The sequence below is a fragment of the Leisingera aquimarina DSM 24565 genome, from assembly GCF_000473165.1.
Lineage (GTDB): Bacteria > Pseudomonadota > Alphaproteobacteria > Rhodobacterales > Rhodobacteraceae > Leisingera > Leisingera aquimarina.
The window spans coordinates 3865628-3886548 of sequence record NZ_KI421504.1; the positions used below are offsets into that span (position 1 = coordinate 3865628).

General features: G+C 62.1%; 18 protein-coding genes. 7 read left to right on the forward strand and 11 right to left on the reverse strand.

The annotated features are described in order from the left end of the window. Nucleotides 1–19 precede the first annotated feature (19 nt). From rpoD to AQUI_RS0123450, 8 genes are all read right to left on the reverse strand, one after another. Nucleotides 20–2005, reverse strand: coding sequence for an RNA polymerase sigma factor RpoD (gene rpoD / locus AQUI_RS0123415; RefSeq protein WP_027259697.1), 1986 nt, complete (start codon nucleotides 2003–2005; stop codon nucleotides 20–22). A gap of 134 nt (nucleotides 2006–2139) precedes the next feature. After that, nucleotides 2140–4137, reverse strand: a complete 1998-nt coding sequence (gene dnaG / locus AQUI_RS0123420) for a DNA primase (RefSeq protein ID WP_027259698.1) — start codon at nucleotides 4135–4137, stop codon at nucleotides 2140–2142. A 1-nt stretch (nucleotide 4138) separates the two neighbouring features. Further along, entirely contained in the window at nucleotides 4139–4477 is a 339-nt protein-coding gene (locus AQUI_RS0123425; protein WP_027259699.1) for a hypothetical protein, read from the reverse strand. Between the two features lie 37 nt (nucleotides 4478–4514). Continuing rightward, the gene (locus tag AQUI_RS0123430; RefSeq protein ID WP_027259700.1) at nucleotides 4515–5060 is read right to left on the reverse strand and encodes a sarcosine oxidase subunit gamma; all 546 of its coding nucleotides are present in this window, start codon (nucleotides 5058–5060) and stop codon (nucleotides 4515–4517) included. Next, nucleotides 5053–7998: a sarcosine oxidase subunit alpha family protein gene (locus AQUI_RS0123435; RefSeq protein ID WP_027259701.1), complete on the reverse strand. Its 2946-nt coding sequence runs from the start codon at nucleotides 7996–7998 to the stop codon at nucleotides 5053–5055. Before AQUI_RS0123435 ends, AQUI_RS0123430 begins: the two co-directional genes overlap by 8 nt. Further along, nucleotides 7995–8264, reverse strand: a complete 270-nt coding sequence (locus AQUI_RS0123440) for a sarcosine oxidase subunit delta (RefSeq protein ID WP_027259702.1) — start codon at nucleotides 8262–8264, stop codon at nucleotides 7995–7997. The genes AQUI_RS0123435 and AQUI_RS0123440 overlap by 4 nt, the downstream gene beginning before the upstream one ends. A gap of 72 nt (nucleotides 8265–8336) precedes the next feature. Beyond that, nucleotides 8337–9590, reverse strand: coding sequence for a sarcosine oxidase subunit beta family protein (locus AQUI_RS0123445; protein WP_027259703.1), 1254 nt, complete (start codon nucleotides 9588–9590; stop codon nucleotides 8337–8339). A gap of 270 nt (nucleotides 9591–9860) precedes the next feature. Further along, the gene (locus AQUI_RS0123450; RefSeq protein ID WP_027259704.1) at nucleotides 9861–11291 is read right to left on the reverse strand and encodes a Glu/Leu/Phe/Val family dehydrogenase; all 1431 of its coding nucleotides are present in this window, start codon (nucleotides 11289–11291) and stop codon (nucleotides 9861–9863) included. 385 nt (nucleotides 11292–11676) lie between these two features. On the opposite strand from AQUI_RS0123450, the gene AQUI_RS0123455 reads away from it, so the two are divergent. The 3 genes from AQUI_RS0123455 to AQUI_RS0123465 are packed head-to-tail and all read left to right on the forward strand — an operon-like array spanning nucleotide 11677 to nucleotide 14387. Then, a complete protein-coding gene (locus tag AQUI_RS0123455; RefSeq protein WP_245596964.1) occupies nucleotides 11677–13224 on the forward strand; it encodes a pilus assembly protein TadG-related protein in 1548 nt (515 codons plus the stop codon). Further along, nucleotides 13221–13757, forward strand: coding sequence for a TadE/TadG family type IV pilus assembly protein (locus AQUI_RS0123460; RefSeq protein ID WP_027259706.1), 537 nt, complete (start codon nucleotides 13221–13223; stop codon nucleotides 13755–13757). Before AQUI_RS0123455 ends, AQUI_RS0123460 begins: the two co-directional genes overlap by 4 nt. A gap of 3 nt (nucleotides 13758–13760) precedes the next feature. Then, a complete protein-coding gene (locus tag AQUI_RS0123465; RefSeq protein WP_027259707.1) occupies nucleotides 13761–14387 on the forward strand; it encodes a pilus assembly protein in 627 nt (208 codons plus the stop codon). 47 nt (nucleotides 14388–14434) lie between these two features. Here the strand turns inward: AQUI_RS0123465 and AQUI_RS0123470 are convergent, their stop codons facing one another. Together AQUI_RS0123470 and AQUI_RS0123475 are read right to left on the reverse strand one after the other, a co-directional pair. Continuing rightward, nucleotides 14435–14908: a hypothetical protein gene (locus AQUI_RS0123470; RefSeq protein WP_027259708.1), complete on the reverse strand. Its 474-nt coding sequence runs from the start codon at nucleotides 14906–14908 to the stop codon at nucleotides 14435–14437. A gap of 103 nt (nucleotides 14909–15011) precedes the next feature. Continuing rightward, nucleotides 15012–15968, reverse strand: coding sequence for an NAD(P)-dependent oxidoreductase (locus tag AQUI_RS0123475; RefSeq protein ID WP_027259709.1), 957 nt, complete (start codon nucleotides 15966–15968; stop codon nucleotides 15012–15014). A gap of 121 nt (nucleotides 15969–16089) precedes the next feature. Between AQUI_RS0123475 and AQUI_RS0123480 the strand changes: the two genes are divergently transcribed. Continuing rightward, a complete protein-coding gene (locus AQUI_RS0123480; protein ID WP_027259710.1) occupies nucleotides 16090–16965 on the forward strand; it encodes a LysR family transcriptional regulator in 876 nt (291 codons plus the stop codon). A 47-nt stretch (nucleotides 16966–17012) separates the two neighbouring features. Beyond that, the gene (locus AQUI_RS0123485) at nucleotides 17013–18185 is read left to right on the forward strand and encodes a 4Fe-4S double cluster binding domain-containing protein (protein ID WP_027259711.1); all 1173 of its coding nucleotides are present in this window, start codon (nucleotides 17013–17015) and stop codon (nucleotides 18183–18185) included. Nucleotides 18186–18216: 31 nt separating this feature from the next. Here AQUI_RS0123485 and AQUI_RS0123490 read toward each other — a convergent pair whose 3' ends face one another. Continuing rightward, nucleotides 18217–19413 carry an adenylate/guanylate cyclase domain-containing protein gene (locus AQUI_RS0123490; RefSeq protein ID WP_027259712.1) on the reverse strand — a complete coding sequence of 399 codons (1197 nt, stop codon included), beginning with the start codon at nucleotides 19411–19413 and terminating at the stop codon, nucleotides 18217–18219. A 216-nt stretch (nucleotides 19414–19629) separates the two neighbouring features. On the opposite strand from AQUI_RS0123490, the gene AQUI_RS0123495 reads away from it, so the two are divergent. Next, nucleotides 19630–20541 carry a pirin family protein gene (locus tag AQUI_RS0123495; protein ID WP_027259713.1) on the forward strand — a complete coding sequence of 304 codons (912 nt, stop codon included), beginning with the start codon at nucleotides 19630–19632 and terminating at the stop codon, nucleotides 20539–20541. Nucleotides 20542–20612: 71 nt separating this feature from the next. Next, complete coding sequence (locus AQUI_RS0123500; RefSeq protein ID WP_027259714.1) at nucleotides 20613–20915, forward strand: antibiotic biosynthesis monooxygenase family protein; 303 nt, start codon at nucleotides 20613–20615, stop codon at nucleotides 20913–20915. Nucleotides 20916–20921: the final 6 nt, after the last annotated feature.

Genomic DNA, 20921 nt, shown 5'->3' on the forward strand with positions numbered 1-20921 from the left:
CCCGCGGGGCGCCCATTGATTACTGATCCAGGAAGCTGCGCAGTTTGCGGCTGCGGCTGGGGTGCTTCAGTTTCCTGAGCGCCTTCGCCTCGATCTGGCGGATCCGTTCTCGGGTCACGCTGAACTGCTGGCCAACTTCCTCAAGGGTGTGGTCGGTGTTCATACCGATGCCGAAGCGCATCCGCAGAACCCGTTCCTCACGCGGCGTCAGGGACGCCAGAACCCGGGTGGTGGTTTCCTTGAGGTTTTCCTGAATGGCACTGTCCAAGGGCAGCACGGCATTCTTGTCTTCGATGAAATCGCCCAGCTGGCTGTCTTCCTCGTCCCCGATCGGGGTTTCAAGGCTGATCGGCTCCTTGGCGATCTTCATCACCTTGCGGACTTTCTCCAGCGGCATCTGCAGCTTTTCGGCCAGTTCTTCCGGGGTCGGCTCGCGGCCGATCTCGTGCAGCATCTGGCGGCCGGTACGGACCAGCTTGTTGATGGTCTCGATCATGTGGACCGGAATACGGATGGTACGGGCCTGATCCGCGATGGACCGGGTGATGGCCTGACGGATCCACCAGGTCGCGTAGGTCGAGAACTTGTAGCCGCGGCGGTATTCGAACTTGTCCACCGCCTTCATCAGGCCGATGTTGCCCTCCTGGATCAGATCCAGGAATTGCAGGCCGCGGTTGGTGTATTTCTTGGCGATCGAGATCACCAGGCGCAGGTTGGCCTCGACCATTTCCTTCTTGGCCTGGCGGGCTTCTTTCTCGCCCTTCTGGACCTGCTGCACGATGCGGCGGAATTCAGAGATGTCCAGACCGACATACTGGCCGACCTGGGCCATGTCGGCGCGCAGTTCTTCGACCTTGTCGGTGGAGCGTTCGATGAACATCTGCCAGCCGCGGCCTGGCTTGCCGCCCATGTCAGCGAGCCAGTTCGGGTCCAGCTCGCGGCCGCGATAGGCATCAATGAACTCCCGGCGGTTGATGCGGGCCTGGTCAGCCAGCTTGACCATCGAGCTGTCGATCTGCATCACCCGGCGGTTGATACCATACAGCTGGTCGATCAGCGCTTCGATCCGGTTGTTGTGCAGGTGCAGCCCGTTCACCAGCTCAACGATTTCCGAGCGCAGCGCCTGATAGGTCGCCTCGTCCTGAGTGCTGAAGGAGCCATCCTCGTTCAGGGTCGCCGAGATCCGGCTGTCCTGCATTTCGGACAGCTGCGCAAAGTCGGTCGAGATCCGCTCAAGCGTGACCAGCACCCGGTCCTTAAGCGCGGCCTCCATTGCGGCCAGCGACATGTTGGCCTGTTCATCTTCATCATCGTCGTCATCGCTGGCAATCGGGTTGCCGTCGGCGTCCAGCTCCGGGCCTTCTTCCTTGACCGGCTTGGCCGCAGCAACAGCCGCGGTATCGACAACCGGGGTTTCCTCTTCACCGTCTTCGTCCATCTGGTTGCCAAAGGTGGCCTCCAGGTCGATGACGTCGCGCAGAAGAATATCCTCGGACAGCAGTTCGTCGTGCCAGATTGTGATCGCCTGGAAGGTCAGCGGGCTTTCGCACAGCCCCAGGATCATCGTATTGCGGCCGGCTTCGATCCGCTTGGCGATGGCAATCTCGCCTTCACGGCTGAGCAGCTCAACCGAGCCCATTTCGCGCAGGTACATGCGCACCGGGTCATCGGTGCGGTCCAGCTTTTCAGCCTGGGCGCCGGCCAGCGCAACCTCGCGCGGGCCTTCGGTGGTCACAAGGTCGGTTGTGCCCTTGTTCTCTTCTTCCTCGGCTTCTTCGTCCTCGATGATGTTGATGCCCATTTCGCTGAGCATCGACATCACGTCTTCGATCTGTTCCGAGCTGACCTGATCCGGCGGCAGAACCTGATTGAGCTGATCGTAGGTGATGTAGCCTTTCTCACGGGCCTCCGCGATCATCTTCTTGACCTGAGTCTGGCTCATGTCGAGTGAGATTTCGGCGTCCTGATCGTCAGGTTTGCGGTCGTCGGTGTCTTTGGCGGCCATTCATTGCTCCTACTCAGGGGCTGCGGGGCGATTCGGGTCGCGCGAATCATTAGCGCGATTCTCTGATTCGTCACCCCGTTTACCCAATTTTCCTGTGCTCTTCCTTAGCAAAACGCAGAATCAGGCAATCTGTGTCATTTGCCGGAAAAGCCGATCCGGTCCAAAAGAGCGCCGAATGCGTCGCGCTCATCCCGGTTGAGCCGCGCGCCGTTCTCGCCCACATCATACTGCGCCTGGTCCTCATTCTCGCTGCGCACGGCCTTGTTCTTAGCTTCGGCTGCCTGCCGCAGCCGCCAGGTCAGCGCCTCATCAGCAAGCCCGTCCAGATCCTCTTCGGCCTCTGCCAGTTCCGCGTCCAGCCCGCGCCGCGCCTCAAGCTTTGCAAGCTCCTCGGCCAGGGTCATGCTGGCCAGCTCGGTGTCGCCGGGTTTGCGCAGACAGGGGGTAATTGCGACATGGCGAAGGCCAAAGAGGTTTTCAAGGGCATGCGGCCCCAAAGACCAGTCGATTTCCTCGCGCAGACGCTCCGGCGCACCAATACCGTGACGCAGCACCATATCCCGCAGCACCGCCAGATCCGGGTCGGCACATTGCAGGCGCTCCAGGCTGGTTTCAAATTCGGGGATCACAGCCGGGGTTGTGATCGCCGTAGCCAGGATCACCGCTTCGCGCATGGCGGCAAAGTATTCGTCCTCGGCACCGGCCACCAGCGAAGCGCGCGTGGTTGCCCGCGGCTGCGGGATCGGGCCAAAACCCTTGCCGGGCTTCCAGGGCGGGCGGCTGCCGTCTCGGAAACCGCTTCCGCGGGAGCCGCGCTGCTGGAAACTGCCTTCGCCGCCGCTGCGGCTGCCGCGGAACAGCTGCCAGCGCATCTCCTTGACGTCTTCGCCGTAATGTTTACGGATCGAAGGGTCGCGGATCAGCTTGATCTTCTCCCGCAGGCTTTTGTCCAGCGACGCCTTGCGCTCGGGGCTGTCGAACACCTTGCCCTCGGTCTCGCGCTGCCACAGCAGTTTGACCATCGGCATCGCCTGATCCAGCACAGCCTGCACCGCCTCCGGCCCTTCGCTGCGGATCATGTCATCGGGGTCCTTGCCCTCGGGCATCATGGCAAAGCGCAGGGATTTGCCTGCCTCCAGCAACGGCAGCGCCAGGTCGATCAGCCGCATGGCGGCGCGGATGCCCGCCTTGTCGCCGTCCAGCGCGATGATCGGCTCATCCGACATCCGCCACAGCATCTGCAGCTGGTTTTCGGTGATCGCGGTGCCCAGCGGCGCGACAGAGGACTGAAAACCGCCCTCTGCCAGCGCGATCACATCCATATAGCCTTCGGCCACAACCAGCGTAGAGCCCCGCCCCGAAGCGGACCGTGCGGGCCCGTGATTATAGAGACTGCGGCCCTTGTCGAACAGTTCGGTCTCGGGCGAGTTCAGGTATTTGGCGTTGTCGTTCGGGTCCATCGCCCGGCCGCCAAAGGCAATCGCCCGGCCACGCGCATCGCGGATCGGGAACATGATCCGGTTGCGGAACGTATCATAAGGCTTGCCGCCCTTATTCGAGGGTTTGGCCAGGCCTGCGCCGATGATCAGGTCTTCGGGCACGTTCTTACCGCGCAAGCCGTCCCACAGATTCTGCCAGCCATCCGGGGCAAATCCGATCTCCCAGCGGTCCAGTGCCTGCGCCGTCAGCCCGCGGCGCTGCAGGTAAGAACGCGCATCCTGCGCCGCGCCGGTCTTGAGTTGCAGGCGGAAGAACTGCACCGCCTGCTCCATCACCTCAGCCAGCAGCGTGCGGCGGTCCTGTTTCTCCTGCGCGCGGGGATCGCGCTTGGGCATCTCCATGCCCGCCTCTTGCGCCAGGATCTCCACTGCCTCCATGAAACCGACGTTCTCGGTCTCCTGGACGAACTTCAGCGCGTCGCCCTTGGCGTGGCAGCCGAAGCAGTAATAGAATCCCTTGCGGTCCTCGACATGAAAGGACGCGGTCTTTTCATGGTGAAAGGGGCACGGGCTCCAAAAATCGCCTTTGCCCGGCTGCGACTTGCGCTGATCCCACATGACCTTGCGCCCGACAACATCAGAGATACTGATGCGGGTGCGCAATTCATCCAGAAAGCCGGGCGGCAGGGACATATCAGTTCGACTTCAGCTGTTTCTGCATGGCCTGGATCTGATCCCAGTTCTGCAGGCACTGTTCTTCAAACAGCGCGCCGAGGTCGGCGTCCTTCAGGTCGCGCCGTTTCATCGCATAGACATGGCTCGTCAGCTGCGGGATCGCCTTGGAATAAGTCTCAGGCCACTCCGGCTCGCTGTCCAGAATCACCTGCTCCACCTCTTCCTGTTTCACCCGGTCCAGCCGCGCCTGCTGCACGGCGGCCATGACCCGGCCCTGATACTTGCAGCTTTGTTCTTTGGCTTCAGAAGCATAGGCCGGAGCCGCCAATAAGGCGGCTGCAAGGGCAATGCGGATCATAGATGCGCTCCGGGAATCAGTTGGTGATCCCCGAAGGTTACCCCCGCGCCGCGACAGCTTCCATCGCTGTTTTCAAATCATGCACAAGCGTTTTCGCCATCGAGCGGAACACCATGATCTGAAACGCCTGCGGACCAGTGCGGGTCACCGAGGCCATCATGTGCTTCAGCTCGACCCGCACGGTATGGCCGCGCTTGAACACTTGGTTCCGCAGATCCACCGGCACCAGACGCGCCAGCACGTCCTCGGCGTCTTTGCCGTCCAGCTTCACAACAGCCCAAGCATCGCTCTGATCGGTCAGCGCGGCGTGTTCAGCCAGCGTGGCATCGGGCGCAGGTCCCATCAGCAACGCCATGTCACGCCCGAACCATACCGCCCGGCTGCCGGCCTTGCCGGTCGCACGGTTCGGCGCCGGGAAGGCCATGCCATGCGCCGCTTCCAGCGCTTTGCTCAGCGCCTTCTGCTGCCCCTTGAATGGCGCCACGGCACACATCGCACCAGGGTGCTCCTCGGTCAGGCTCATGCCGCCGATGGTTGCGGGAACCAGCCCTTCACAGGGGCTTTTTGCAATCAGTTCAGCCACGGGCACGGTCTCCTTCGGGGTCAAAGAACACAGGGGAAACAACCTCGCACAGGGTATCAACGCCGCGCATATGGTCGACCAGGCGCACGGTCTCGCCGAGACGGTCCGGGCCTTCCTTGAGGAAAGCAAGGCCGATCGGATGCCCCAGCGTCGGCGAATAGCCCGCCGAGGTCACATAGCCCTGATCATAGATCCGCTCCACCGGATCACCCGGCGTGAACAGATGCGCTCCGGCAGTGATTTCCTTGGCCGCACCCACAGGCTTCAGCCCGACCAGGCGCATCCGGTCTTCGGCCATCAGGCCTTCGCGGGTGGACATGGGTTTGCCCAGGAAGTCCTTCTTCTTGGACATCATCCCCTGCATCCCGAGGTCAAAAGCCGTTACCGTGCCGTTGATCTCGGCATGGGTGATCAGCCCCTTCTCGATCCGCAGCACATTCAGCGCCTCCATGCCATAGGCACCGCCGCCCATGGCCTCGGCCCGTTTCAGCAGCTCACGGAACAGGCTCCCGCCATAGCGCGCAGGCACGGCCACCTCATAAGCATGCTCGCCCGAGAAGGATATCCGGAACAGCCGCCCTTTGACCCCCAGCACAGTCGCCTCGCCGCAGCCCATGAACGGCCAGGTCTCGCCGTTCACGTCCTCCGCCACGAGGCCGTTCAGCAGTTCCTGAGACTTTGGTCCGGCCACGGCAAACTGCGCCCATTGCTCGGTCACCGAGGTGAACCGCACATCCCAATCCGGGTGCAACACCTGGGCGGCAAACTCCATATGCGCCATCACCTGCCCCGCCGCGGCGGTGGTGGTGGTCATCACATAGTGGTTTTCATCCAGCCGCGCGGTGGTGCCATCGTCCATGACAAAACCGTCCTCGCGCAGCATCAGGCCGTAACGGACCTTGCCCACCTTCAGCGTGCTGAAAGTGTTGGTATAGAGATGATCCAGGAGCTTGCCCGCATCCGCGCCTTGGACGTCGATCTTGCCCAGGGTGGAGACATCACAGATGCCCACCGCATTGCGCACCAAAGTGACCTCGCGGTCGCAGGACTGGCGCCAACTGGTCTCCCCCGGCTTCGGGTAATAGGCGGCACGGTACCACAGGCCGACCTCCAGCTGATGGGCGCCGCGCGCCTCGCTCTCGGCGTGCGAGGTCAGGAAGCGCTGCGGCTTGAACCCCTCATCCGTGGCGCCTGCCCCGATGGCACCAATCGCCACCGGCACAAACGGCGGCCGGAAAGTGGTGGTGCCGGTCTCGGGGATCGTCCGCCCCGTCGCATCGGCCAGCACCGCCAATGCCGCAACGTTGGAGTTCTTGCCCTGATCGGTCGCCATCCCTTGGGTGGTGTAGCGCTTCATATGCTCGACCGAGCGGAAGTTCTCGACCGCGGCCTGCTTCACATCCTTGACGGTCACGTCGTTCTGAAAGTCGAGCCAGGCGCGCCCCTTGCCCGGCACCGCCCACAAAGCGGCGATGCGGTAGGGATCATCCTCCGCATCCGGCAGGTCAGCGGCGGCGGCGTTCAGGCCCAGGGCCTCCAGCACCTTGGCCGCGGCATTCGCACCTTCGCGCAATGCACCCGCGGTAGAGAGCGTGCCGTTGCAGGCCCCCGCCGTGACCATGCCCGGCACCGCGCCTTCCGCAGGCACAAAGGCCAGCACATCGCGCTTCCACACCGGGCGGCTGTTCAAGTGGCAGGTCAGATGCACCGAAGGGTTCCAGCCGCCGGACATCGCCAGACAGTCGGTCTGGATCTTCTCCTCACCCTTGATCGAGCGCACAGTGATGCTCTCGACACGCTGGCGGCCTGCACTGCCGCAGACCTGCGCGCCCTTGATCACCTGATACGGTCCGCCGTCCGGTGCCTCATGGCGGCTGTCGATCACCGCCGCGATATGCACGCCTGCCTCTGCCAAATCGCGAGCAGTGCGATGCGCCTGGTCGTTGTTGGCAAACAGCGTCACCCGCTCGCCCGGCGCCACACCCCAGCGGTTCAGATAGGCACGCACGGCGCCAGCCATCATGATGCCGGGGCGGTCATTGTTGCGGAACGCCACCGGGCGCTCAATCGCACCCGCCGCCAGCACCGCGTGTTTGGCCGCAATCCGCCAGAAGCATTCGCGCGGCAGGTGGCTGCCTTTCAGCGAATGCCTTTGCGGCAGATGATGCGAGACCCGCTCCAGCGCGCCATAGGTGCCCTGGTCATAGGCGCCGGTGACAGCAGTACGCGTCATCAGCCGCACATTGTCCATCGCGTCCAGCTCGGCCAGCGCTTCGGCGGCCCAGTCATGGCCCGGCTTGCCGCCGATCTCCTCACGCTCCGCCAGAAGGCGCCCGCCCATGCGGCTGTCTTCCTCGCACAAGATCACATCGGCGCCGGCCCGGCCAGCAGTCAGCGCCGCCATCAGCCCGGCAGGGCCAGAACCGATCACCAGCACATCGCAAAAGGCAAAGGCCTTCTCGTACCGGTCCTGATCCGCCTCGCCCGACAGTGCGCCCAGGCCTGCCGCATTGCGGATCATCGGCTCATACAACTTCTCCCAGAAGGCCGCGGGCCACATGAAAGTCTTGTAATAGAAACCAGCAGTAAAGAACGGCGCTGCCAGATCGTTCACCGCCATCACATCGCGTTCGACCGAGGGCCAGCAGTTCTGGCTGCGCGCCTCCAGCCCCTCGAAAATTTCTTGCTGGGTCGCACGGACGTTCGGATCCTGCTCACCGCCGGTGCCGGTGGTCACCAGCGCGTTTGGCTCCTCGCTGCCCGCCGTCAGCACCCCGCGCGGGCGGTGGTATTTGAACGACCGTCCCATCAGATGCACATCATTGGCCAGCAGCGCCGCGGCCAGCGTATCGCCTTCCAGCCCCATCATATGACGGCCATTGAAAGAGAAGGTGATGGGCTTTGCGCCCTGGTTCAAACCTTTGCCGGGAAGTCTCATGTCTCACCTCCCAGCCCGGCCTCAGAGGCCAGCTGCACGTCCAGGATCTCATGGGTCGCGGTGTCGCGGGTCACCTTCAGCCAGGAATTGCAGCCCATCTCGTGATACCACAGCTCATCCAGTGGCCCCGCCGGATTCTCCCGCAGGTTCACATATTCATGCCAGGCATCCAGATCCGCGCCTTCAGCCGGGCGCACCAGTGCTGCACCCTTATAATAGAATTCACGGCGGTCCCTTTCACCGCAGAGCGGACAGGTGATCCTCATGACCGGCGCTCCTTCATCTTTTCAAAAATACTCCGGGGGTGAGGCCGCAAGGCCGAGGGGGCAGACAGAAAATCAATGCAGGTTATGCTGTGCACCGGTCCCCTCCTCATCCATCAGGCCATGACCGCTGCGGAAGCGGTCCAGCTTCAGTTTCGTGGCCGCCCCGTGCGGGCGGTCCGTGGCAATCAGGTGGGCATAGACATGGCCCGACGCCGGCGTCGCCTTGAAACCGCCGTAACACCAGCCGCAGTTCAGGTAGAGGCCATCAATCGGCGAATGATCGATAATGGGCGAGCCATCCGGGGTCATGTCCATGATACCACCCCAGCTGCGCAAAAGCCGCGCCTTGCTGACGGCCGGCACCATCGCCACAAAGCTTTCCATCGTGTGCTCCACCATCGGCAGGTTTCCCCGCGCCGCGTAGGAGCTGTAAAAATCCAGGTAGCTGCCGAAGACCAATCCGCCCTTGTCCGACTGGCTGATGTACAAATGCCCTTCGGCGAATGTGATCACGTGGTCGACGATGGGTTTCAACCCCTCCGACACAAAGGCCTGCAGCACGTGGCTTTCGATCGGCAGGGTGAGGCCGGCCATCGCCGCCACCTGGCCGGAGCGGCCCGCGGCCGCCAGCGCCACCCTCTTGGCGCGGATCGGGCCGCGCGCGGTCTGCACACCGGTGACTTTGCCGTTTTCAACGTCGATGCCGGTCACTTCGCAGTTCTGGATCAGATCCACCCCGCACATGTCGGCACCGCGGGCATAGCCCCAGGCCACGGCATCATGGCGCGCAGTGCCCGCCCGCCGCTGCATCAGCCCGCCCATGATCGGGAAACGGTTGTTGTCGAAGTTCAGGAACGGCGCCAGCTCGCGCACTTGCTCGCGGCTCAGGATCTCAGCATCGTCACCCTGGTTGATGATCGAGTTGCCCCGGCGCACGGCGGCGTCGCGCTGGCCGTCATTGTGGTACAGGTTGAGGATGCCGCGCTGGGACATCATCGCGTTGTAGTTCAGGTCCTGCTCCATCCCCTCCCACAGTTTCAGCGAGTGGGAATAGAATTCCGAGTTGCCAGGCAGGTAGTAGTTGGCGCGCACGATTGTGGTGTTGCGCCCCACGTTGCCGCCGCCGAGATAGCCCTTTTCAAGCACCGCGACATTGGTGATGCCGTGTTCTTTGGCCAGGTAGTAGGCGGTAGCCAAACCGTGGCCGCCGCCGCCGATGATCACCACGTCATATTCCGACTTGGGCTCGGGGTCGCGCCAGTGCGGCGTCCAGCCCTTGTTTCCGGTGAGCCCCTCTTTGAGCACACGCCATCCCGAAAACCGCATGTCGTCCCTCCCCGTCAAATCACTTCCGATGCCCGGAAAAAAGGTGACCCGGACCCTGGCGGCATTGCTACCCGCTTTCGCCTGCTGCTCCTAGCCCCAAGGATCAACTTGCGGCAGTTCAGCACGGCTTTGCCGCAAATCACACGAACTAATCACTTGTGTCTAGTAGTAATTGCGACAGGCCGTGACGTATTCCGGTTCACTCACAAAAAAACGGGACGGAGAGTTTCCCCTCCGTCCCGGCTATGGTCTTATGCGCCTGCAGGCCGGTCAGAGGCCCTTGGCGTGATAGCTTTTGGCGACCTTGTCGATCGACACCAGATAGGCGGCAGTGCGCAAGTCGGTCACGTCATCGCGGCTGTGCCAGACTTCGCGCATCGACTGGTACGCCACCCGCATGGTGTCATCCAGTCCCGAGCGCACCAGCTCCAGCTCGCCGGCGCCCTTCAAGTACTTGTCCTTGAAGTTTGGCGACATCGACCAGGTGTCCCCCATCACGTTGTCCAGACGCTGCAGCTCGTCAATCACCAGCTGGTGGCGCGCCTCTTCCTGGCGGCGCTGCATCCGGCCGAAACGGATGTGGGACAGATTCTTCACCCACTCAAAGTAGGACACCGTCACACCGCCCGCGTTGGCATACATGTCGGGAATGATCACGCAGCCCTTCTTGCGCAGGATGTCGTCCGCACCGGCAGTCACCGGGCCGTTTGCAGCCTCGATAATCAGCGGTGCCTTCACGCGTTCGGCGTTGGACAGGTTGATCACGCCTTCCAGCGCGGCCGGGATCAGGATGTCGCAGTCTTCTTCCAGCAGCAGAGCGCCGTCTTCCACATACTGGGCATCCGGGTAGCCGGACACGCCGCCATGCTTAACAATCCAGTTGCGCACCGCCTCAACGTCCAGACCATCGGGGTTCGACAACCCGCCATCCCGTTCGATGATACCAGTGATCCGCGAACCATCTTCCTCGGACAGGAATTTGGCCGCGTGATACCCCACATTGCCAAGTCCCTGAACGATGACCCGCTTGCCATCAAGTTTACCGGTGAGGCCGGCCGCCGCCTTATCCTCCTCGTAACGGAAGAATTCCTGCAGCGCATATTGCACGCCGCGGCCCGTGGCCTCCACCCGGCCGGAGATGCCGCCGGCATTCAGCGGCTTGCCGGTGACACAGGCCTTGGCATTGATGTCGGTGGTGTTCATGCGGGCGTACTGGTCAGCGATCCAGGCCATCTCGCGCTCGCCGGTGCCCATGTCGGGCGCAGGCACGTTCTGCGAGGGGTGGATCAGGTCGCGCTTGGCCAGCTCATAAGCAAAGCGGCGGGTGATCAATTCCAGCTCGTGTTCTTCATATTCGCGGGGGTCAATGCAAAGCCCGCCCTTGGAGCCACCGAACGGCGCCTCCACCAGAGCGCATTTATAGGTCATCAGCGCCGCCAGCGCCTCGACCTCGTCCTGGTTTACGCCGGTGGCATAGCGGATGCCGCCCTTCACAGGTTCCATATGTTCGGAATGGACCGAGCGGTAGCCAGTGAATGTGTGCATGGCGCCGCGCAGGCGCACCCCGAACCGCACCGTATAGGTCGCGTTGCAGACCCGGATCTTTTCCTCCAGCCCCGGCGGCAGATCCATCAGGGACACGGCCCGGTTAAACATCAGGTCCACGCTCTCGCGGAAGCTCGGCTCTGTGCGGCTGCTCATCTAAAATCTTCTCCGTGCTCAAACATCGACTCGATGCCGATGGTGCCTTCACTCTATGCAGAGAAGATTAAGGAGTGCGACCTTTTTGACCATTCCCTGCCAAAAAGATTCGCATTTTAGCCAAGGCGGCTCGATTCGGCGCTGCATCCGGAACCATTGTCCCCACACCCGCGACAACCGATCAGAATACGCGGCAATTGAAAACACAGTTCACTACAATCACATGTTTTTCGACCCGAGCCCGCCCCAATTCCGCCACGTTCAGCGACCATTAATTATGTGTAAATTCCGCGTCTAGTGCCGGGCTGATCTGTTCAAGAACCGGCGGAGGGGTGTTTAAATGCGCAGACGACACAAGGATTCCACAGCACTGAGCAGCCCGCTCATGCAGCGCTGTCTGGCCGGTGCACAAGCCTACCTGCGGGGAGAAGATGGTGTTCTGGCCAAACCGATGATCGGTACTTTCCTGGCCATGGTCGCGGTGGGTGGAATTGGCGTGGACCTGATGCGGATGGAACGCGACCGCACCATGCTGCAGTACACGCTTGACAGGGCGGCACTGGCAGCGGCGGACCTGGACCAAGAGAAGTTACCTGATGCAGTCGTGCTGGACTATCTCTCGAAATCCGGTCTTCAGGAGTACTATCAGGCGCCCTGGTGGGAAGCCGGCTTGGGTTTCAAGAAAGTACAGGCCACGATCGACACAACCTTTCCCACCCACATGCTGGGTTTTGCCGGTGTCGACGAAATGCCGCTTTACGCCACCTCCCGAGCTGAAGAGAGCATCGACGGTCTGGAGATTTCGCTGGTACTGGACGTATCCGGGTCGATGACCCGTAACAGCCGTCTGACCAATCTGCAGGCTGCAGCCAAGGATTTTGTCGACACCATGGTGGCCAACACCACCGATGGCAAAATGTCGATTTCCATTGTGCCGTACGCAACCCAGGTCTCTGCACCTGAAGAGCTTTTGGATCAGTACAACCTCGACAGGCTGCATACCTATTCAAACTGCGTGAATTTCTCAGCCTCCGACTTCAATTCGGCCGGCTTGTCCACTTCGGCCTCCCTGGAGCAAACGATGCAGTTTTCTCCCTGGGACCGCTGGGATGACCGGCCAGGACTGGTCGGCTACCCGGTCTGCGAAGAACATGCGCACCGGGAAATGATGCTTTTCCAGAAGGATGCCACGACCCTCAAAGGTTTCATCGACGGTCTTGTGGGGCGCGGAAACACGTCCATCGATATTGGTATGAAATGGGGCGCGGCTTTGCTAGATCCTTCCGCACGCCCGGCCATCAGCGCCCTTTCCACCGGTGCCGGCGCGATCGTTCCGAGCGACTTTTCCGCCCGCCCGTCCGCCTATACCGACACAGATACGGTCAAGGTCATCGTGCTGATGACAGATGGCCAGAATACTTCGCAATACTATGTCGAGAACGATCACCGCGAGGGTTACTCCAACGTTTGGTACGATGCGGCTAGCGGCGTGTATTCCACGCTCAACCCTTCTACCGGAAAATTCCGGCGCGACGGCTACCCCTATTGGCATGACACGCCCAAAGGCGACGGCAGTGCCCAGCGTCTCACCTATGTGGACCTGTTTGCAAAGACACCGCTCAAGTATCTCTATTACAACCTCTATGCCGATTGGATGGGCTCCTCTGCCGCCCGCAGCGAGTGGTACTACGGCGTCTACGACTACTATGGCAACTCTACCAAGAATGCCCGTACCCGCAGCATCTGCGAAGCGGCCAAGGATCAGGGCATCATCGTCTATACCATTGGCTTCGAAGCACCCAGCAACGGGGTGGCGGTGCTGCAGGACTGCGCCAGCTCCGACTCCCACTATTTCGACGTGCAAGGTCTGGAGATCGCCGATGCCTTTTCCTCCATCGCAACCTCAATCCGCCAACTGAGGCTGACCCAATGATCCGCTGCATCACACAGAAACTGCGCCGGTTCAGGGCACTCGACGATGGCAACGCCTCTGTTGAGTTCGCCATCGTCATCCCCGCCTTTCTACTGGCATTGATGTCGACGGTGGAGCTGGGGCTGATCAATCTGCGCCATTCGCAGCTGGAACGCGCCCTGGACCTAACTGTACGCGACATTCGCCTGAACACCGGCACCAATAAAGACCACACGCAAATCCGCGACGAAATCTGCGAACTTTCCGGGTTCATAGACGACTGCGCGTCATCTCTGAAGCTTGAAATGGTGCGAGCCGACCCGTTCAATTGGACAGGGATTGATCCAGATCCGGATTGCATCAACCGGATCGAAGAAGTGAACCCAGACGTAACCTTCGAACACGGGCAATCCAATGAGCTGATGCTGATCCGTGCCTGCATGAAGTTTAAGCCCATCCTGCCAACCTGGGGATTGGGACAAAGCCTATCCAAGGATGATGACGGCCGGATCAGCCTGACCGCCGCATCCGCATTTGTTCAGGAACCGAGGTGAGCCATGCTGACTGCCCTGATACCGAAATTTTCCGGCCAAGCCCTGCCCCGCTATCTGCACATCTTCCGGTGCAGAACCGAGGGTAGCGTATCGGTCGAATTCGCACTCTATGCCCCCCTGTTATTGGCCCTGTTTGCCTCCATCTACACGTTCTTTGACGCCTTCCGCCGCGACAGTGTCAATCTCAAAGCTGCTTACACCATCTCAGACCTGATCTCGCGCGAAACAACGGCGATCAACGACGACTATATCGACAGTATGTACGAAATGGCGCAACTCCTGATCCGGCAGGATTCGCAGCTTGGCCTTCGGGTATCAGTGGTGCGCTGGGACGAAGATGACGCCAAATACTATGTAGATTGGTCCGAAGTTCGCGGCACGTCCGATACCACATGGACTGACACCACCATCAACACTGTCTCCGGCAAACTTCCGGACATGCCGGATCAGGAACGGGTCATTCTGGTGGAAACCTTCAACGAGATGGAGCCTGCCTTCAATGTCGGCCTGCCGACGCTGAACCTGGACAATTTCATCTTCACCCGCCCGCGTTTTGCCCCGCTTGTCGTCTTCGAAGGCAGCGCCACGGGTTCCGGCAGCCACGATGACGGCGGTGAAGGCACCGACTAACCCCCGGCGCGGCCCTAGGGACAGGACCTGTAAATCCTGCGCCTAGCCTAGCGGCCGCGCTGCGCGAGCATCGCGGCCAGAATTTCCGACATCGCCTTGCCTTGCGATCCCGGCGTTACCCCGCCAATACCGATCCGGCGGCCTGACCGCCACCACAGCCCGGGCATCCAGACCCTAGAGCCTTGCACGCCGGTCCGGATCAAAAACCCGTTGGACGGCTTAAAGGCAAAAAAGCCGCGGTCGATGGCTTTGATATCTTCAACCCTGGCAATCAGCTGGCCGTTTGAACAGCGCAGTTCCTCTGCGGTCAGCTCGATCCGGTGCACGGTTGCCTGCCACATCCGGGCTGCCAGCCACAGTGCCGCTGCGCCAACCGCCAGCAGAAACACCAGCCATGCAGGCGACGGCGGCGCCGCAAATGCCACATAAAGCAGCAGGCAGCCGGTCAATCCCAGCATCGCCGTGCCCATGATCCGCCGCCCGCCGGAGGCTTCAATTGTGGCCAGGACCTCGTTGTTCATCCGCTGCTCCCCTTGCTGCTGCACCGGGCATAAACCGGATCTGGCAAAGAAAACAGCCCCCGCCGAAGCGGGGGCTGGATGCGGCCGTGCAGTTCAGGGAAACTTATTCCGCTGCAGCGCGGTGCACGACAACCTCGTAGCCCGGCTCTTCTGGTTCATCGTCCACCATTTCCGGCGGGAAGCCCGGCGCCCGGATGTCCAGACCGGTGGCATCTTCCAGGCGGCGGATGATATTCGGTGACAGCTCGCGGTCGCCATAGCGGGTGATGCCGTCCTCAAAGATCTTCACCATCAGCGGGCTGACTTCCAGCGGCACATTTGCCCGGTCGGCCACCTCCTGGAACAGGCCGACGTCCTTTTTCACCAGATCCATGGTAAAGGAAATATCCCGGCTGCCGTTCAGGATTACCTGGCTTTCGGTCACATGCGAAAACGAATTGCCCGAGCTGATCTTGATCGCCTCATAGGCAATGTTCAGATCCATGCCCGCTGCCTTAGCGGTGACCAGCGCCTCGGCGTTGGCGACCAGATGCACGGTGGCCAGATAGTTGGTCACCACTTTCAGCACCGAGGCCGAGCCCAGACCGCCGGTGTGCAGGATGCGGCGGCCCATAGTGGTAAGCAGCGGCAGGATGGTGTCAAAAGTCCCGCGGTCGCAGCCCGCAAAGATCGAGATATTGCCGGTGCCCGCCCGGTGGCAACCGCCGGAAACCGGGCAATCCACCGCGCGGCCGCCCTGCTCGATCACCATGGCGCCCAAACGTTTGGCCTCGGCCTCGTCGGTGGTGGACATTTCCATCCAGATCTTGCCTTCGGTGATTTCCGGCAGCATCTGCATCATCACCGCGTCCGAGGCCGCAGGCGACGGCAGGCAGGTGATCACCGCATCGCAGTCGCGCATCATCTGCGCCGGGCTTTCGCCCTTGACCGCGCCGTTGTCCACGAAGCTTTGCACCAGATCCGCATCCAGATCGTGCACCGTCAGGTCCACGCCGTTGCGCAGCAGGCTGCCGGACAGTTTGCCGCCCACGTTGCCAAGGCCGATGAAGCCCACTTTCAGATCAGTTGCCATGTCGAGTCTCTCCTCCCGGGGTATGCGTCTGCCCTATGGCTAGCTTGACCTCTGCCAAAACAAAAACGAATAATAACGCGGTCTGACCTCAGGAATTTTTGCAACACAAATGTCCGATCTGCCCAATCTCGTCTGGTTGCGCGCCTTTGAGGCCGCCGCCCGCCTGCAAAGCTTCACCGCTGCGGCGGAGGAACTGGGGCTGACCCAGGCCGCCGTCAGCCATCAGGTGCGCAGCCTCGAGAAAAGCTTTGGCATCACCTTGTTTATCCGCCGGTCGCGTCACCTGGAGCTGACAGAGCTGGGCCATGCCTATTACCCGTCGGTCGCGCAGGCGCTGACGGATATCGCGTACTCCACCCGCGGCCTCTTGGGGCATGCGCAGACCCGTACGGTGACAATACGGGCACCGGTCTCAACTGCCGTCCTGTGGGTGGCGCCGCGGCTGGGGGCGTTCCACGCCGCCAACCCGCACATCCGCATCCGGTTGATTTCTGCCGTCTGGGCCGACAGCACCCAGGACGAGGACGTGGATATCGACCTGCGGCTCGGGCCATCCGGCTGGTTCGGCCGCCGAGCGCATCTACTCTCGACTGAGACCGTGATCCCCGTGGCGCAGCCGCTGCTGGCCGGGCAGTTGCAAACGGTGGATCAGCTATTCGACCAGACGCTGATCCATATCCACGGCTATCAGGACCACTGGCTGCGGCTGTCCGAACAAGAAGGCGTGCCGCTGAAGGACCGCAGTGCACCTCTGTATGTGGACACGTCGCTGGCGGCGGTTGAGATTGCCGCCTCCGGTGCAGGCGTCGCCATGCTGATGCGCCGTTATGCAGAACTGCCGCTGTCGAAAAGCCGCCTGGCCCCGGTGCTGGGCGCGGAGATTCCGATGGGTCAGGGCCACTACCTGATGCCCGCCGCCGGAGAGGCCCCGAACAGCGCCGAGGTCTCCATGGTCCGCGATTGGATCGTGTCCCTGTTCAGCTGATCGCCCCTCCTCTTGCCCGCGCCGGAATTGCCGGATAGCGTCCGCCCATGCCCTGGCCACAGAACACACCGCCCCAGCGCGACGGCGATGCAGCCGCAGGGATCGAAGTCACAGATGATTTCGAGCGGTTCTCGCAGCGCAACGACATCTTTACCCGCGCGTTCTGGGACAAGCGGGTGAAATCCAAGCACACGATGAAATTCTTCTCCTCCTACCGGATGGAGGCGGCTCCGCGCCGCGGCGACGGTTTCAGCCAGCGCGATTTTGCCCTGCGCAACGCCGCCTGGCTGATCTCCGACGTCGTCTCAGGCCGCCGGGCGCAGGAGGGCATCCGCGAAGGGTTTCAGGCCGCCATACGCCCCGACACTCCGGTGGCCAAGGAGGCGCTGGAAATCGATAATCCCGCCAGAATGTCCGCAGAAGTAAAGCGTATCGCCAAGTTCTTCGGCGCCGATCTTTGCGGCATCACCGATCTGGACGAGCGTTGGATCTACACCGCCCGCGTTGACACCCGCGACATGTCCGAAGCGCCGCATGATCTGCCCGAAGGCCTGACCAGCGTGATCGTTCTGGGCCATGAGATGGACAAGGAACTGGTCGCCACCTACCCCTCGGCGCTGGCGGGGGCCGCGACCGGCCGGGAATACAGCCATGAGGCTGCCATCGTGATGCAGTTTGCCGCCTATATCCGCAATCTGGGGTATGAGGCGGTGCCGTCGATGAATGATACCGGGCTGGTGATCCCTTTTGCGGTCAAGGCGGGTTTGGGCGAATATGCCCGCAACCAGATGGTGATCACCCCGGAATTCGGGCCGCGCCTGCGGTTTTCCAAGATCTTCACCAATCTGCCGCTGACCCATGACGCACCGCAGCCGCAAGGAGTAAAGGCGTTCTGCGATATCTGCACCAAATGCGCCGATGCTTGCCCGGTCAAGGCGCTGCCTTACGGCCCGCCCTCCACCGTGACCGCCAATGTCTCGGCCATCAAGGGGGTGAGGAAATGGACGTCTAATGCCGAGAAATGCTTTCCCTTCTGGGCCAAGATGGCCTCGGACTGCGCCATCTGCATGCGGGTCTGCCCGTTCAACCGCGACTATTCCAAGCGGCGCAACCGGCTGTGGCTGAATCTGGCGCTTGGGCCGATGCGCAAGCTGGCGCTTCGGCTGGCTGCGAAGCACGGGCAGCGGCGGAAACCGGCGGAATGGTGGGGCAAGGCTTAAACCCCGCGCCGTCCCGCCTCCCGGACGGGCCTCAAGGATCCTCCGCCAAAGACACCGCAAATACCTCTTCCCGCGATTGCAGCCCTTTCAGGCTCTGTTCTCCCAAAGACCTGCCTTCCAGCCGCGCCCTCTGCCTGAATTCCGAAGACACCAGCAGCGGTTCATTTCTTGCACTGCACAGTCCGGCCACCCGCGCCGCCAGATTCACGTCGCGTCCGATCACTGTGTAATCAAGCCGCATTCCCGACCCCACATTGCCAAACGCCACCTCGCCAAAGTGCAGCGCTGTGCCGACATCGAACTGCGGCTGCTCCGTGCGGGCCGCAACCCGCGCCAGCCCGCCGCGCGATGCCTTGAGCGCCCGCAAACAAGCCTCTGCACCGTCTTCCCCGGCCCGGAATACCGCCAGGACGCCGTCGCCGATGAGTTTCAGCACTTCGCCGCCTGCGTCCTCGATGGGCGGCACGATGCAGTCGTAGTAGGCGTTCAAGAGGCTGGTGGCCTGTTCCGCGTTCATATCTGCGGTCAATTCGGTGAACCGGCGCATGTCGGCAAACAGGATGGCGGAGCGGATATGCATCACCTCGCCCCGGTGCACATCGCCCGAGATGATCCGCCGCTGCGGTTCTTCGCCGACATAGATCCGCAGCGCCTCCTGCATGGCGCGAGCGGTGGCGAGGATCTCCTGGCAGGCGGAGAGCACCGGGAATACAGCCCGCAGGAAGATGATATCCTCCTGGGAAAATCCCTCAGCCGCTTGCGTTGCAAAGCTGAAAGTGCCGGCCATGCCGCTGCGCATGAAGACCGGCGCCATGATATAATGGGTAAAGCCGTCCGCCTTCAGCTCAGGCACGATGCCGTAGCGGTCGCCGGATGTGTCCGGCAGCCACAGGACCACCCACTCGCCGGACTTGTGCACATCCGCGGCCGGGGAATGGGCATAACCCTGGCCGCTTTCCTCGTTGAACGGAAACAGATAGCTGCGCGCGCCCTTGCCGCGTTCCCAGAAGCGGGCGCTGGCCACAGCCTCGGCATGCAGCAGCGGCACAATGGAGGTGGCCCGGTCCAACGGCACGCCGCCTGCGCGGATCAGCTCTGACATGCGCGTCAGCACCTCATCCGCATCGGCGACGTCCCGCGCCTCCCCCAGCATGTAGGACATCAGGCGCAAGGCACCCTCCAGACGGTCCGGCGTCAGGTTCAGCAGAAGATCGGAGATATGTGTCATGCGCGCAGGCTAACCCGTCCGGTTTGCCCCAGGCAACGGGGGAGCTCCCGCCCGTCCTTGACGCCTCCGGCGCCGCGTCCCGTTGGGCCGGGCAGCCCTGCGGGCTGCGGGATACCCTGTTCACTGGCGCACATCACACGTGAGGCACGGCTGGTTTCACCGCACCCGCGCACAGCCTATCTTGGCTGCAGTCAACGAAAATCAGGAGACAGGCAGATGTCCCTCAGACCGATACTCGAAACCCGCCCGGCACAGCCCCATACCGAAGGCGCCGGGGTCAAGCTGCACCGCGCCTTCGGCTTTCAGGACCCGTCCGAGCTGGACCCGTTCCTGCTGTTCGACGACTTCCGCAATGAAAACCCCGAAGACTACCTGCGCGGCTTCCCCTGGCATCCGCACCGTGGCATTGAAACCATCACCTATGTGCTGGCAGGCTCGGTCGAGCACGGCGACTCGCTGGGCAATGCGGGCAGCCTGGGCGCAGGCGACGTGCAATGGATGACCGCAGGGTCGGGCATCCTGCATCAGGAGATGCCTTCGGGCAACGCCCAGGGCCAGATGCATGGCTTCCAGCTGTGGGGCAACCTGCCTGCCAGCGAGAAGATGACCGCCCCCCGTTACCAGGATGTGAAGGGTGCGGAGATCCCCGAAATCACCGACGATGACGGCACAAGGGTGAAAGTGATTGTTGGAGATTTCTGGGGCAAGCGCGGCCCGGTGGACGGCATTGCCGCCGATCCGCAGTATCTGGATGTGTTCATCCCGGCGGGCGTCAGAAAGACCCTGCCGATCGACACCTACCGGCGTGCCTTTGCCTATGTGTTCGAAGGCGAAGCGGCCTTTGCCGATGCCTCTGCTCCGCAAGGTGTATTGCTGGAAAAAGAAGTTGCGGGCGAAGAGGTCAACATCCGCGACCTGTCCGGCGACCGCACCCTGGTCCGCTTTGGCACCGGCGATGAAATCACCGTGCAGGCGGGCCCCGAGGGCGTGCGTTTCCTGCTGATCTCCGGCGCGCCGATCAATGAGCCGGTGGCCTGGCACGGGCCGATCGTAATGAACACGCAAGAACAGCTGCACCAGGCGTTTCGCGAGCTGCGCAACGGAACCTTCATTAAACCTGCGCACTGAACCGCTGAAGGCCGCCAATCCGGCCTCGATGTGCTATACTCCCTCCGTCCAATAATCAGATGGGGGGAGAGATGATTATCCGGGTGTTCCGTACCACTGTCCGTGAAGACAAGATCCAGGACTTCAAGACTTTCCTGACCGACAGCGCGGTGCCGCATGTGCGCCGCCAGCCGGGGCTGGTCTCGGTTACCGCCGGGCTGCCGCGGCCGGATTCGCCCGCCACCTTCTGCGTCGTCATGGTCTGGGAGAGCATCGAGGCGCTGCAGGCCTTTGCAGGCGAGGACTGGGAGCAGCCGCATGTGCTGCCGGAGGAAGACCCAATGGTGCTGAGCCGCCAGATTGACCATTATGATATGATCGGGCTGTTGAGCTGACAGACC

Coding starts and splice junctions, on each gene's coding strand:
- rpoD (WP_027259697.1), bottom strand. CDS start 2,005: ATGGCCGCCAAAGACACCGACGACCGCAAACCTGACGATCAGGACGCC.
- dnaG (WP_027259698.1), bottom strand. CDS start 4,137: ATGTCCCTGCCGCCCGGCTTTCTGGATGAATTGCGCACCCGCATCAGT.
- AQUI_RS0123425 (WP_027259699.1), bottom strand. CDS start 4,477: ATGATCCGCATTGCCCTTGCAGCCGCCTTATTGGCGGCTCCGGCCTAT.
- AQUI_RS0123435 (WP_027259701.1), bottom strand. CDS start 7,998: ATGAGACTTCCCGGCAAAGGTTTGAACCAGGGCGCAAAGCCCATCACC.
- AQUI_RS0123440 (WP_027259702.1), bottom strand. CDS start 8,264: ATGAGGATCACCTGTCCGCTCTGCGGTGAAAGGGACCGCCGTGAATTC.
- AQUI_RS0123445 (WP_027259703.1), bottom strand. CDS start 9,590: ATGCGGTTTTCGGGATGGCGTGTGCTCAAAGAGGGGCTCACCGGAAAC.
- AQUI_RS0123450 (WP_027259704.1), bottom strand. CDS start 11,291: ATGAGCAGCCGCACAGAGCCGAGCTTCCGCGAGAGCGTGGACCTGATG.
- AQUI_RS0123455 (WP_245596964.1), top strand. CDS start 11,677: ATGCAGCGCTGTCTGGCCGGTGCACAAGCCTACCTGCGGGGAGAAGAT.
- AQUI_RS0123460 (WP_027259706.1), top strand. CDS start 13,221: ATGATCCGCTGCATCACACAGAAACTGCGCCGGTTCAGGGCACTCGAC.
- AQUI_RS0123465 (WP_027259707.1), top strand. CDS start 13,761: ATGCTGACTGCCCTGATACCGAAATTTTCCGGCCAAGCCCTGCCCCGC.
- AQUI_RS0123470 (WP_027259708.1), bottom strand. CDS start 14,908: ATGAACAACGAGGTCCTGGCCACAATTGAAGCCTCCGGCGGGCGGCGG.
- AQUI_RS0123480 (WP_027259710.1), top strand. CDS start 16,090: ATGTCCGATCTGCCCAATCTCGTCTGGTTGCGCGCCTTTGAGGCCGCC.
- AQUI_RS0123485 (WP_027259711.1), top strand. CDS start 17,013: ATGCCCTGGCCACAGAACACACCGCCCCAGCGCGACGGCGATGCAGCC.
- AQUI_RS0123490 (WP_027259712.1), bottom strand. CDS start 19,413: ATGACACATATCTCCGATCTTCTGCTGAACCTGACGCCGGACCGTCTG.
- AQUI_RS0123495 (WP_027259713.1), top strand. CDS start 19,630: ATGTCCCTCAGACCGATACTCGAAACCCGCCCGGCACAGCCCCATACC.
- AQUI_RS0123500 (WP_027259714.1), top strand. CDS start 20,613: ATGATTATCCGGGTGTTCCGTACCACTGTCCGTGAAGACAAGATCCAG.